The organism is Nostoc sp. ATCC 53789 (genome assembly GCF_009873495.1).
Taxonomy (GTDB): domain Bacteria; phylum Cyanobacteriota; class Cyanobacteriia; order Cyanobacteriales; family Nostocaceae; genus Nostoc; species Nostoc muscorum_A.
In genome coordinates this window covers 4,840,384-4,854,496 of sequence record NZ_CP046703.1, presented here as the reverse complement: position 1 = coordinate 4,854,496, position 14,113 = coordinate 4,840,384, and the positions used below count along the sequence as shown (strand labels likewise).

9 protein-coding genes and 1 pseudogene are annotated in these 14,113 nt (G+C 40.7%); 3 read left to right on the top strand and 7 right to left on the bottom strand.

Annotation, left to right across the window (positions count from 1 at the left end; translation table 11 throughout):
- Nucleotides 1-25 precede the first annotated feature (25 nt).
- Both GJB62_RS20010 and GJB62_RS20005 read left to right on the top strand, forming a co-directional pair.
- Entirely contained in the window at nucleotides 26-667 is a 642-nt protein-coding gene (locus GJB62_RS20010; RefSeq protein WP_114081863.1) for a GNAT family N-acetyltransferase, read from the top strand.
- Between the two features lie 2 nt (nucleotides 668-669).
- Entirely contained in the window at nucleotides 670-3,111 is a 2,442-nt protein-coding gene (locus tag GJB62_RS20005) for a DHH family phosphoesterase (protein WP_114081862.1), read from the top strand.
- Nucleotides 3,112-3,187: 76 nt separating this feature from the next.
- Here GJB62_RS20005 and GJB62_RS20000 read toward each other — a convergent pair whose 3' ends face one another.
- Nucleotides 3,188-3,859, bottom strand: a complete 672-nt coding sequence (locus tag GJB62_RS20000; RefSeq protein ID WP_114081861.1) for a pentapeptide repeat-containing protein — start codon at nucleotides 3,857-3,859, stop codon at nucleotides 3,188-3,190.
- A 273-nt stretch (nucleotides 3,860-4,132) separates the two neighbouring features.
- Nucleotides 4,133-4,807 (bottom strand): cadmium resistance transporter, encoded by a 675-nt coding sequence (locus GJB62_RS19995; RefSeq protein ID WP_114081860.1) that lies wholly within the window; start codon nucleotides 4,805-4,807, stop codon nucleotides 4,133-4,135.
- A gap of 700 nt (nucleotides 4,808-5,507) precedes the next feature.
- On the opposite strand from GJB62_RS19995, the gene GJB62_RS19990 reads away from it, so the two are divergent.
- Complete coding sequence (locus tag GJB62_RS19990) at nucleotides 5,508-5,945, top strand: cyclic nucleotide-binding domain-containing protein (RefSeq protein WP_114081859.1); 438 nt, start codon at nucleotides 5,508-5,510, stop codon at nucleotides 5,943-5,945.
- Between the two features lie 127 nt (nucleotides 5,946-6,072).
- Here the strand turns inward: GJB62_RS19990 and GJB62_RS19985 are convergent, their stop codons facing one another.
- The 5 genes and pseudogenes from GJB62_RS19985 to GJB62_RS19965 all read right to left on the bottom strand — a co-directional run bounded on the left by GJB62_RS19985 (nucleotide 6,073) and on the right by GJB62_RS19965 (nucleotide 13,931).
- On the bottom strand, nucleotides 6,073-7,464 hold the full coding sequence (locus tag GJB62_RS19985) for a cobyrinate a,c-diamide synthase (protein ID WP_114081858.1): 1,392 nt from the start codon (nucleotides 7,462-7,464) through the stop codon (nucleotides 6,073-6,075).
- A 36-nt stretch (nucleotides 7,465-7,500) separates the two neighbouring features.
- Nucleotides 7,501-8,118, bottom strand: a pseudogene (locus GJB62_RS37120) (S-layer homology domain-containing protein); the annotation flags it as partial.
- 1,687 nt (nucleotides 8,119-9,805) lie between these two features.
- On the bottom strand, nucleotides 9,806-10,519 hold the full coding sequence (locus GJB62_RS19975) for a conjugal transfer protein TrbI (RefSeq protein WP_114081857.1): 714 nt from the start codon (nucleotides 10,517-10,519) through the stop codon (nucleotides 9,806-9,808).
- A gap of 546 nt (nucleotides 10,520-11,065) precedes the next feature.
- Nucleotides 11,066-13,228 (bottom strand): tetratricopeptide repeat protein, encoded by a 2,163-nt coding sequence (locus tag GJB62_RS19970; protein ID WP_114081856.1) that lies wholly within the window; start codon nucleotides 13,226-13,228, stop codon nucleotides 11,066-11,068.
- A gap of 523 nt (nucleotides 13,229-13,751) precedes the next feature.
- A complete protein-coding gene (locus GJB62_RS19965) occupies nucleotides 13,752-13,931 on the bottom strand; it encodes a ssl1498 family light-harvesting-like protein (protein WP_114081855.1) in 180 nt (59 codons plus the stop codon).
- Nucleotides 13,932-14,113 lie beyond the last annotated feature (182 nt).

Sequence of the window (14,113 nt, the reverse complement as noted above, 5' to 3'; positions counted from 1 at the left end):
TAAAAAAATCACAACTTCTAAATTTATGTCAACTTTTGACGAAACTGAAGCCATTTATGTCCGCGAATTAGGAATTGATGACATTGCTCCCGTTTACCACTTGGGAGAAGGGTTATTTACCAGCGATTTATATCCTTATTTATACCGTACATGGGATGAATGGGAGGTGATTGGACTTTACAATACCGATCCTGAATATTGTCTTGTGGCCGAAACTGACGGGGAATTAGCAGGATTCATTTTGGGAACTATCATTACCAAAGCATCCTGGACTTATGGATACATTTTATGGTTGGGAGTTAGCCCGAAGTATCAGCGTCGGGGAGTAGCAGACAAATTGGTGGATAAAGTCGTCGCCCGAATGATTGAAGATGGCGCACGGTTTATGCTGGTAGATACCGATCCCACCAATACTTCAGCCTTAAAGTTTTTTAACCGCAAGGGTTTTGGTAATACTCGCCAGCATATTTTCTTGTCGATGAATTTAAGCAAGCATGAATATTATGGCAGATTGATTGATTATGAACACCAAAAAGCTGAAAGAGCAGGTTACAAGCGATCGCGTCCGGCAATTCGCGCCCGGAAAGCTGATAGCGTCGCCAATGAAGTAGTCCTTAATCCCCTAGCAGGTGAATCTCAAACAACCGAGGATCAATCCCCGATTTAATCATGCCAGAACAACAGCAGTGGACTATAACAGCAACCGAACAACCCCCGGAGTGGTTCATCCAAGCGGTGAAACAGCATACACCCGCATCAAGTGGAATATATGCAGCACAATTGTTGTGGCAACGGGGAATTAAAGATAATCAACAATTAACAGCTTTTATTAACTATAAAGCTTATCAACCAGCGAGTCCCTTTGAGTTTGGGCAAGAAATGGACTTAGCGATCGCACGGTTGCAACATGCATATAACGCTAAAGAAAAAATAGCTATCTGGGGAGACTTTGATGCTGATGGGATTACCGCTACATCTGTACTTTGGGATGGATTAGGGCAATTTTTTAAACAAAATACTCAGTTAATTTACTATATTCCCAATCGCCTAAAAGAATCTCACGGTCTCAATAATCAAGGTATTGATAACTTAGCAAAACAAGGTTGTAAATTAATTGTTACTTGTGATACTGGCAGCACAAATATTGAGGAAATTATCTACGCAAAACAGCTAGGCATAGATGTAATAGTTACAGACCATCATACTTTACCAACTGAACGCCCATCCGTCGCAGCAATTATCAATCCCCGCTATTTTTCAAGGGAACATCAGTTATTTAATCTTTCTGGGGTAGCGGTAGCTTATAAGTTGGTGGAGGCACTATATAAAAGTCTGCCTAATGTTGCAAAACATCCGTTAGAGGATTTATTAGATTTAGTAGCAGTAGGATTAATTGCCGACTTAGTGCAGTTAAGTGGAGATTGTCGTTATTTGGCGCAATTGGGAATTCAACGACTACAAGAAGATTTTAAACAGCCACCAGCAGCGCGTCGTCGTCCGGGAGTGGGACGATTATTAGAATTGTGCCAGAAAAGTGGCGATCGCCCCACAGATATTTCCTTTGGTTTGGGCCCAAGAATTAACGCTGTTAGCCGCATCCAAGGTGATGCCAGTTTTTGCGTTGAATTATTAACCAGTCGAGATGTCAAACGTTGTAACGAATTAGCCGAAGTTACAGAACTCGCAAACACTAGGCGCAAATCTTTGCAAAAAGATGTACAAGCGCAAGTAGCACAAAAACTTACTCAATTAGACTTATCAACCACCAGCGTCATCGTCCTAGAAGATGCCCAATGGCCTGCGGGTGTATTGGGTTTAGTTGCTGGACAGGTAGCACAAGAAACAGGTCGTCCGACTATTTTGTTAAGTACAGAAATAGCAGGGGAGCAGGGGAGCAGGGGAGCAGGGGGAGAAATTACTTCTTTATCTAACTCAGAACTCAGCACTCAGCACTCAGCACTCTTATTAGCCCGTGGTTCCGCCCGTTCGGTGAATTCTGTAGATTTATACCAACTGGTAAAAGACCAAGCACATTTGTTACATCGCTTTGGGGGACATCCCTTTGCAGCAGGTTTGAGTTTGTTAGTAGAGAATATTCCTTTATTTACAGCAGCGATTAATCAGCAGCTGCGGCAATCTTTAGGTAGTACAACCCTAACGCCAACTGTGCAAGCAGACTTGACGGTGACAGTTGCAGACTTGGGAAAAGAGTTATTTTTAGAACTGAAAGTGCTAGAACCTTGTGGAATGGGTAATCCTGTTCCGAAGTTGCTAATTCAAAACTGCTGGTTTGAAAATGCTTGGCATCGCAATCAGCAGGATTGGCAAGGGAAAAAGGTACAGTACATTAAAACTGAGTTTGATATTCGGGATGATTCTGGCAGAAGTGCTTTTCCTGGCTTATGGTGGGGACATTACAAAGATGAATTGCCCATAGGAAGGTGTGATTGCATAGCTGAATTAGACTACAACACCTTTAAAAAACGTTATGAAATCAGATTAATTGCTGTGCGTCCCAGTGTTAACTCAGCACTTAACACTCAACACTCACCACTAATTTTAGACTTACGGAATCAGGAATACTCACAGGCTACGGCTAACACAACTCAAGACTTAGCGTTGATTCTTGAAGATTGTCCCACGAGTTGGGATAATTTACGCCTATGGTTGCGGCGATGTCTAGCCATAAGCCGTTCCGCGTCTACGCTTTCTAATCAACAACAATTAGCGATCGCTTGGTCTAAACCCAACCACCAACCACCCAATCAAATTTGGTTGACTCTTGTCGGAATTGCCAAATACCTCAGCCGCACAAATCAACCAGTTACGCGCGTCCAACTTTTAGAGAAAATCGGCATCAGCGATCAAACTTTACTTGTAGGAATTAAAGCCTTAAAACATTTAGGGTTCACAATCAAACGACAAGACAATTATTTACAATTTACCTGGCATCCGAGTGATAGGGCAGAAAACCTTGCTGATGAAGCGGTGGCAAGGTTTTTAGCTGCTGTCCGAGAAGAACAATTTCAGCAACAGTATTTTGCTGACGTGCCTTTATCTACTATTGTGGCGATCGCAAATTCCGACAATTATATGAGTACAAACCTTTAAAAATAAAAGCCTGTATTCATTACTGAATCAGGCTTTTGAGGGTTTTATTAAATTTACACTCAGAACTTCAGTTTAATCACTGAACAGTGAATCCTTCAGGTCTGATCGCATCTTCCAAATCAACCCCCATCAGGTTAATCCCCTGGATGTTTGCATTTGTGAGATTTGTCTTTTCCAAGTCTGCGCCCTGTAGGTTAGCCATTTGCAGATTTGCTCCCAACAAGTTGGCTTTTTCTAAGTCTGCATCAAATAGGTTTGCTCCCACAAGGTTTGCTCCCAAAAGGTTTACCTTACCTAAATCTGCTCCTTGAAAGTTTGCCCCTTTTAAGTTTGTTTGCTGTAGGTTAGCCCTTTCTAAGTCTGCATTTTGTAAGTTAGCACCCTCCAAATTTGCCGCTTGCAGGTTTGCATCCTTAAGCATTGCTCCAGTTAGGTTACATCCAACACATTCATTAGTTTGTAATAAATGTCTAACATTGGTTGCTACAGATACAACTGGAGGTATAACTGGGGAAGTTACAGATTCCATTGGCGGTGTAACCGGAGGTATGACTGGGGAAGTTACAGACTCCATTGGCGGTGTAAGTGGAGATGTGATTGGAGCTAGTTCAGACTCAGTAGGTATGGATGTTGTTAGTGTTTGAGCTTTAACTGCTTGTTGGTCAAGGAGCGAAAATCCTGCTACAAGTACCAGAAATACTGCTGTTACAATCCACCGAGTTAGTTTTTTGGAATTTGATTGATTCATGAGTTCCTTCCTATCATTATTCGTAGTAGTGGGTTTACTTTTATAAGAGCCATCAATAATGTGCTTTATTCTCACTTTAGATAAATTGATTGATAAGATCAAATATTATTTTGATTCAAGTTGATAAATTCAAGTGATTAAAAAATCTTTTTTGGATGGAAAACGCTCAGGTGATTGTTTGGTTATGTTAGGGAATAGCACCCATCTGCGTAGGCGTAGCCCGTCGTAGACATCGCATCCCCAAGTAACAATTTTTCAGTTCGGGTGTAATTCCTAATTAGAAAGCATTGCCAGACTAGGTAACAGTCGATATGATTCACTTTTAATTAAGATAGAGAGTCCCAGGTAAATTAAGACAAATGGGAAGACTTTTCGGCCGAAGCGGGTTAAAACGGGAGTCATCAGAGGATTACGAGTCAGGTTGTAAGACAGGAAACACCACACTCCAATACTGAAATAACAAACACACAAAATTACACTCAAACTGGGAAGATTGCTACTAGCAAACAAAGGTACATAGATCCCAATGTTGTTTCCTCCATTGGCAATGGTGACAGCAGAAACGCGGTAGGTTTGAGGATCGCGGATGGTTGCTAATAATGATTTATTCTGGCGTTCAGATTTGACAGGAGACTTTAACTCAACTGACACAGCTTGCACTGTTTCTCCTTCTTCTTCTCGACTGATGAAATTGCTGATACCAATGGCGATGGGAAGCAAACCTAGTAATCCAATCCAGGTGCTAGGAATCAGAAGACCACCGAAGAAACCAGGGAGACTAGCGCATACTAAGGTAGTAAATCCCAGAAATTCACCGATAATAATATGCTTAGGACGAAAGCTGCGATTGACTTTTCCAAAAAAAGCTGTCAAATATAAATTGTCGTCAAAGGTGGTGGCAAAAGCGACAGAGATTCCAATAATTAATGTACTAATTAGCCAACTCATAATTGTTGCTCACGATAATTCAATGCTGTTATGTCCTAGTCCTTCTCTGCACCTCGCGGTGAGGGTAGATAAGGAGATTTTGTGACTGTTTTACCTAATGACAGCCGATTGAGGTTCACTAGTCATCAGCCAGTTTCCCCAGTTTTTAGAGGCGATTGCCTCTAATCAAATTGGTGATTTTTTTCTCAGCAAGGTACCTTGGGAGCTCATGAAGTCAATATTATGGCTTGCAACCCAATAAGAGCAAATACTCTTGTTTTTTAAAACGATAAATAAAGGTGATTGATAAACAGTCTGTTTTATAGGTGTTGCTTTAGCGAGGCTGGCAAAGTTTTTAACAAAACTAGTTTCCCCTAAACTGGCAGTTGGTTAGGCTTCATACTGAGTTACTATCTGAGAAGTTTAAGAGCGTAGTTTACCGCCGTAGGCATCGCTTCTATCAAAGACCTAACTTTTCACGGCATCTAGAAAATCTCTCTCCTAAAAGGAGAAAAACTTTGAATTTTCTCCCTTCCCGCGTCGGGAAGGAGGAGGTTAGGTTTTTGGTGGACTTTTCACGTTATGTGGAAAGTCAGATCAAAGACAGGCTCAAGTTTGAGATATTCTTGGCGGCTAGCGTTCAACATCGGTTAATATGACTAATTGCGCTCTGGCTTCAGGTTTAAAATTTACAGTAATTTTTTATGTTTAACTTGTAATTATGCTAACCAGTGTTGACCGTTTATTATTTGTCCGGCGAGTCCCGATTTTTAAGGAATTGCGGGATGATTTTATTGTGCGGCTCACTTCAGTGATGAACGAACTGTCATTTCCAGCTAATTACACCATCTTTCGCCAAGGAGAAGAAGGGCGATCGCTTTATATTGTCGTGTCAGGCCGGGTTAAGGTTCACATCGGCAATAAAATGCTTGCAGAGGTGGAACAGGGAAAATATTTTGGTGAGATGGCAGTATTTGATACTCAACCTCGTTCTGCCACTGCAACAACTTTGGAACCTTGCGAATTTTTAGAACTGACGCAAGAGCAATTGTATGATGCGATCGAAGAAACTCCTGAAATTGCGGTGAATATCATTCGTGAGTTATCCCGTTTGATTCGTAAGTTAAATGACGATATGAATTTATCGAACTCACGTTGAATTAAACCCAAAATCTTTTACCACGTCAATTCACTCCGTCGAACTCACGTTAAATAGGCTTAAAATCCTTACTAATGACCAATAACAGCCTTAGCCAGTTAGCTTTAATTGCACCAACCTACTTAACCTACTTATAAGTTCTACATTCTTTAAGAAACTGTTCGGGAATTTCTCTACTTTCTCCCCAATGCAGATGAACATAAGAAGCATGAACATTTGCAGGAAAACCCCATCCCTCGCATCCCATATTTTCATCACAATCGTAGCGAGAAGTTTCAAATAGGGGCTTAGTGGGAGTTAAGGTTAAATGGGAACGATGAAATTCATGTCCGTGAACATCTGTACCTGCTTTCACTAACAGATTATCTTGCAAAGCTACTGCACGACGATACCCCAGAGTTAAACGCGCACCCATAACAGCAGATGTCGGTAAAACTCCCGTCATCGCCCAAGATTTACCCTCAAAATCGATAATTTGCTCACATAAATACATTAATCCTCCGCATTCAGCGATCGCAGGCATTCCTTGGAGAATTGCTGTTTTCACTCCATCACGAACGCTGGTATTTTCTGCTAGTTGCTGGGCAAAAACTTCTGGGAAACCTCCGCCAAAATACATTCCCTGGACATCTTTTGGTATTGCAGCGTCTTCTAATGGACTCCAGAAAACCAGTTCTGCACCAAGTTGTTGCAGCAAATCGAGATTGTCTTGGTAATAAAAATTAAAAGCGCGATCGCGCGCGACTGCAACTCTGATGGAGGAGGGAGAATGAGGCGGATTAGGGGGAGGAGGGAGAGGTTGTGATTTTAACAGGGGTAATAAGTTTTGCCAATCGAAGCAAGTATCTCCTAAATCGGCGAGGCGATCAATTAAAGCGTTGAGTTCAGTAAGTTCTGCTGTGGGTACTAAACCCAAATGGCGATCGGGAATTGTGATGTTATCTTGACGGCGCAGCACGCCGAGAATAGGTAATTGTAAGGGTTTTAGGGCATCTTTGAGGAGAGAGAGGTGGCGATCGCTTCCCACGCGATTTAATACTACCCCGGCTATTTTAATTCGGGGGTCAATAGATTGGTAGCCGTGAGCGATCGCAGCGACAGAACCAGACAAGCGACTGCAATCAATCACCAACACCACAGGTAAATCTAAAAGCCGTGCAATGTGTGCCGTACTTGCAAAGTCAGTAATTTGTCCTTTGTCATTTGCAGGAGACAAAGAACTATTGACCAATGACGAAATTCCATCAAATAATCCCATTACCCCTTCTACTAGGGCATATTCAGTAAGTAGACTATGACGGGCAAAACATTGCTGAACGTAGGTTTCTGAAGTCAACACTGGGTCTAAGTTGCGACATGGACGACCAGTTACGTGTTGATGAAACATCGGATCGATGTAGTCTGGGCCTACCTTGAAAGATTGCACCAAGCGATCGCGTCGGCGTAAAGATGCTAAAAGGGTAAGCGTGACTGTTGTCTTGCCCACCCCACTACGTTCTCCAGCAATGATTATAGACATGGATAATTGTTGATTAGGCAGTTAATTGCTGAGGTTTGACACGACATAAGGCGAGTTAATTGCTGAAGCTTGCTTAGAACTAACCAGTGCTTGGTAGATAAAAGCTGCTACCTGGGCGCGAGTTGCGGTTGCGGTTGGATTCAGGGATTTCACATTAGGATAGTTCACCACAATTTGCTTTTGGGTTGCGGCTGCGATCGGGCTACGGGCATAGCTAGCGATGTTAGAGGCATCGTTGAAATATTTCAGAGTGTTTTCGGTATTGCCACCAGAAGTATATCCCAGACCGTTGGCAAGGGAAACCAAAACCTGCTGGCGGGGAATAGCCTGGTTAGGTTGAAACCGATTACCGGGATATCCAGATAAAAAACCAATGGTATAGGCTTGCCCAATTGCACTGTATGCCCAATAGTTGCTAGGCACGTCAGCAAAATTGATCGCCTGCCTCTGCTGTGATTTAGGGAAAGCTTTGTTGACCATAGCGGCAAATTGAGCGCGTGTCACCGGTTCTTCAGGGCGGAATCTACCATCAGGAAATCCAGCAATTACACCACGCTGTGACAATTGTTGAATAAATTGTGCCGCCCAATAGTTAGATGAAACATCAGAAAAAGCAATTTGAGCTAAAGATAGCGGGGAGCATCCCGCTTGGATAGGTTTCCCTTGTAAACTATAAGTTACTGACTCACAAACAAAACCTGCGGAGTTAGACTCTACATAAATCCGTGTTGGTGGATTTTGTTTATCTAGTCGCGATTTCCAATCATTAGATATTTTTTCGAGAGTAGGATATTTTTTTAAAACCTGTGAATCTGCAACAATATCGTGAGTTCCCTTAACACTTATTTTAGAAACATTAAGGTATATATTATAATCATAAACAACGTTTTTATTTTTATTGTTACTATTAATATCTTTGCCAGGGTAAGCATAGAGAATATTGTTTAAAATCCTGACATCAGATGATACATTAGCAAATATTTGCCCATCTTTAATTTCAGGGCTTTGATTATTTAAAACAGCAGTGTTATTTACAATATCAACATGATCGCTTAAGAATGTATGAATACCTGAGCCACCATTATTAAATGTCAGATTGTTTTTAACTAAAGTGCGTCCTTGATATGCGCCCAATTTTGAATTATTCTGATCGTTTCTTGTAGTATCGATAATAATACCATTACCATCCGTGATCTTTCCAACTGCAATCCAAGGGATGTACATACGATTGTTGTAAGCCTTGTTGTTGGTAACAAACATTTTGTATCCCTGGTTTTTGTCAGAATTCCAATTATTCAATATTGAAATACCACTAGCACCATAAACACCATACCAGGCATTATTGAAAACTACGTTATTATCTACTGTCACATAATCTGATTGAATCGCTGAAATACCTGCTCCTCCACAGTCATGCACTTTATTGTTCAGAATACGGATGTGATGAACATGACCACTGGTTCGTCCGTCAATGCTGATGCAGTTTCCACTCGTGAGTGGGTTTTGTCTGTTATTCTTCTCACTCATCGCATAATCAAGAGTTATATTGGCATTATTCCCTATAACCTCCAGTCCGTTGATCTCAATATATGAAGCTCCACTTGAAATTAGAATACCGCTCCATGTATTGTGCTGAATTTTTGGTAAATGTCCAGGATATGCTTTATACCTAATCCAGGCATTTGCAGTTCCAGAACGTTTAATACTTACTACACTTAAAGCTTTGGCTACATTTTTGTAGACTCCATTCATAATCAATACTGTATCACCAGGGTTGGTAAGGTCTGCTGCTTTCTGAATTGTCCTAAATGCGGATGAAGTAGAAAGTCCGCTATTTTTGTCGTTTCCATTACCACTAACATAGTATGTTTTCGGTGTTGAATTCGCGCTAATTAGCTTGCTGCTGGATAGGCTAATTTCGTTGTTAGTGGATATCTGAGGGGCATTTTCAACTAAAGATACTTTTATCTTTTCTCCCTGAGTCAAAAGAATTAACACCACGGGAATTGCAAGAGATGTGCTTAAAATGAAACTTTTACTTACCATAATAAAATACTCTTTTATACACTACTTGAGAAAAAATATCAGGATATTAGGTAATTTTGAATACTCTTTTAGATAGAGAATAAAATAGAGATGACTTTCCTAGCTCTTTCCTTCAATAGCATACTTCAATAAGTATTCCAATAAATATCGATGGTGATGAAGACGATATAGAGATATGATAGTTGCTATTAAATAGAATTTTTTAGGTCTAAAAATGAAGGCGATCGCACACTATAGTTAAAGTGGCGATCGCCTGTGAGGGGTGATTAAAGTCACGACTTGAATGGAGTTAAATCTAGTAGCGCGAGCGTGGTACTAAATTCAAATTAGAATTCAGTGTGAGCCTTAAATCTTGTGCGGGTCTGATGACAAACACATTTGCTTCTTTTTTCCGTAATAGGACACTTGCACCTGCACCCGCAGCCGCACCAATAACAGGTTTTAAATCATCAATTCTGTTGTTACCAGTAATTAGTGAACCTAAAAGACCAGCGCCTCCACCAATAGCTGCATCAGTTAAAACCTGACCAGTGCTAGGCCCTTGTGAAACTTTTTGAGTTGTGGTGTATGTCCGAGAAGTTGCATTAATCGACTGACGCTGACCATTAGAAAATTCTAATTCTTGAGCGACAAACCGCACGCCTTTTCCTTGGTTGTCATCTGTATTTCTTGAATAATTATCTAAGTCAACAGATTCTAGCCGTCCATTTACTTTAGTTCCAGCAGGAATTAAGACATTTCTATTTCTGTCGATAATGTCATTGGCTATTCTCAAGGTTATAGATTTACTTTCCCCAGGAGCAATAGTAATAGTCTCTTTCTCGTAGGTGACAGGAAAAGCAACCCCAGAAGGAATGGTAACGTTTCCATATTGAGTATTTCTGTCTTGCCCAATTCTGTATTGTGCATTGGCAGGAGCCAAGCTTAATAGGGGGCTAGCGACGCTTGCGGTAACGGCTATTGCCATTAGTGCAGCAGTTCCAGATTTCCATTGATATAGGCGAGTCATAAGAGGGTTGTCCTTTGTGTATGTGATGTATTTAATGACGGTGATTTACTGAGTTTGTTTCTGACTGTTTTAAACCTGTCTATAAGCGTATTCCGAAGATAAAAGCACTTACTATTATGGGAGCCTGTGCGATCGCAACTCTGAATGAGTATCCTGCTAATGTGCGTTACTCAAATCATAGGCAAGACATTTTTGCGACGTAAACGAGTATCATTTTGTTCCTAAACTTTGTTTTATTACTTATGTCCACATATTTAAGCCATTGAATAGAGGCGACGGGCTAACTGCGAACTCTTACTTCCATTCTAAATTAATTTGCTAGAAATTAGGAAATATTTTCGTTTTCTTAACGAATGATTTACCTATGGTACTGATAGTCACAGAACCATACAAACTAAACCTACGCTGGCGGGTTTTAATCTTTTATTATCCACAAAAGTTATGAAATAGAGATACCCGAAAAAGTGAGAGCATCTGCTTGAACAGAGAACCTTACTTGATGCTCTGAGTAATTGTCAATTTGATATCAAGTTACTCCTCAATACCTTATAACTTTGACAATATCTCTGGTAATAACTGACTAGGAACTTTAGATAAAGCTAGAGTTTGTCCCTGTATCCCTAATTCATTATGAAAAGCACGAATAGTTTTCACCACATAAGTAAAGGTTGTTTGATAAGCCTCTGATTGTTTGCTCAATCCGTTTAAAGCTTGCAAATGGTAGTCTAAAGCTACTTCTAAGTGTTGAGAATGTGTTGCTTTGTCACCATGAAACGACTTATCTATTACTAGCTGATAATGTGCTAGTGCCAAGTTATTATAAGAGGCAAGCAAATCAAAGCTTAAAGGAGTACCGTTAAGTGAGTGAGCCAAAGCTATAGCCTCTTCATAAGCGCTGATACATAGTTGCAAATACTTTTGACGTGCCTCTTTAGTTGTCTGAGAAAGGTTTGCTAAATGCCAGTAGGCAGTACCTAGATTATTTTGTGTAGCGGCGCAGGCACTGGGAACATTAGCTGGAGTGCGATACTTAAGAGCTTTGCTATAGACATTAATAGCTAGCTGGAGATTTTGGGCAGGTTGTTCGTATTGTGCCAGATTCCAACAGGCAGTACCGATGTTGTTTTGAATCATCCCATACTTGAGCGGTTCCTCTTCGGGGTTGTAGTATACGAGTGCTTCGTTGTAAGCTGCGATCGCTTTCTTTAAATGCACAATCGGTTGATTGTATTGCCCTAGATGCCAGTAAGCAGTACCCAAATTATTCTGGCAAGCTGCATACTTTAATGAATCCATATCGGCTGTACGGTAGCTGAGTGCTTCGTTGTAAGCTAATATTGCCTCCTGCCAATTGTCAGATGGGTGAGAAAAACGGGCTAAATCACCATAAGCCGTCCCCAAATTATTTTGCACACGAGCGTAAGTTTCTCGATGCGTCTGCGGTGAAATCATCTTTAACGCCAACTGATAAAATTCTATTGCCTGCTCTATATAAGTTTGTCCCTCCTCAGAATTGGGTGGTGTACGGTATAGCATCCAGTAGAGTGTACCCAAATCATTCAAGATATCTGGAAGTTGTGGTGAGCTTTCGTCATAGCTAATAGCCTCCTGATAGGCAATAATTGCCACCATCAGGTTTTCTAGGGTTGACTCTCCTTGCTCAATCCGAAGGCGGTATAAAGTGCCTAAGCGATGATAAGCTTCTGCCAGTACATCCCCTGAAGCTTGCTTTTCGTGTAATTCTTCAATCTCCAACAAAATCTGCTGCGGTTGTAAATAATTTTCAGTATTTTTATCACTACTTGCGTTAATTGTTGCGGTTACTAGCTCTGTTAACTCGCTACTTACATAAGATAAAGACAACAGCGATTGATTATTTTTACCACTACCAGACCTATTAGTAAATTCCTGGGTTTTGTGTATGCCATTCCCTTGTATCTCTGCTGGGAAACCGGAATTATTCTCAAACTTGAACTCGGAGGCTGGGGTTTTGAGTTCTGCTTGGTTAACTGATTTATCTAAAACCGACTGCTCAATATTCCCTAAATCCAAGTTTCTCGAAGGTGAAAAACGTTCTGGATAGCCTGTATTTTGAGTCGCGGGTGTGGGTTCTCCAGCAAACACAAATACACCAGTCCGGCAACGCCAAAATTGTGGTGCTGATTGCTTAATGGCAGATAACCAAGGACGCGGTATCCACAACAGTAGGTTAGATTCTAGAAATCGACTGGATTCTTGTGTAGAAAAATATTGCTCACTTAAGCGGAGATAGTGTAAAAACAAACGCTGTGTTGCTACTGTTTCCTTGGTAAGATGTTCCACGCCGACAATCTGAAATGCTGGTACTGGAAAAGGTCTTCCAGGAGTATCTTTTGATGCTCCAACAATTGGTGGTGGATAATTAGCTAACCATTGATTTATCTGAACTATGGGATTGGGTTCGTTTAAATTTAAACGCAATGTGACTAATCGCGGATAAGCTGGAGTGCTATTTTCTTGGGCATTTGATGACTGATATAGCACCTGTCCAACAGGATAAGCCAATGTAGAATGCAAGCGAGCTGCTACCTGATTTCTTAGGTGTAAATCATCACATACTGCTAAAAAAAGTTGTCGTCGTAAGCCAAGGCTTAGGGCAAGTTTCAGGCGGTGGTATACTTGCCGATTCAAAGTAGAATTATTGTTGTGTGCAGTATCATTCACGCTCATAGCGGCTAAAAAGCCAAAACATAGTACATATCAACGTTTTGGGTATATCTAAATGGGCTAAGGTCATACAGCAGTTTTTTTTTGTATGAAGTACAAAGCTACAGGTTTGGAGGCTGGAGGTAGGAAGCAGAAATTTTTGATATGTGATTTTGAGTCCTACATTTTATAGCTCACTTATTTGCAAACTGCTGTAATAAAAATTATTTTTAAGTAGATGTTGTCTCAATACGGTTCGGATAAGCATTTTTCACTTTCCTTGTGGTCTGGGTAAGGGGTAAGGGGTAAAGGGAAAAGGATGTATTCAAAACATGAGTCCCTTTCCCCTTTCCCCTTTAACCGAACCGTATTGGATGTTGTTTTGCTCAGAATAAATTCAGCCTTCAAGTCTAACAGTCATAAAAAGTATAATTATATACTTTAATGGCTAATTCAATTTTAACAAAAAATAAAAAAGCAGGCCCCTCTTAAAATCGGAACCTGAAAAACGATAAAGAAGATTAAGTTTTCTGAAAATATTTTATGATTAACTGCTCTTAGAAACGAAGAAGGCGACTAGAATCAAGCCGACAACCAAAGCTGTAGCGGCAACTCCTAGTATGAGATAAGTTCGTTTTTGCCCTTGTGTTGGAGGTTCTGCTTGATAAATCTTTGGTTCCCGGGCAAAATTATTCAGAAGGCCGCCTTCTTCATTGGTATAGGGCATGAATTAATTCCTTTATCTTGATACTTCATTTAATGTTACATAAATGCTAAATCCGCTCTGAAACTGCTAGACAAATCGTTACATTATTGGGAATTGGGAAGAGGACAAGGGGACAAGGAGAATTGGGGACAAGGGGAAAGACTTGTTTCAAGTTCTCACCCCTTGTCCCCTTGTCCCCTGTT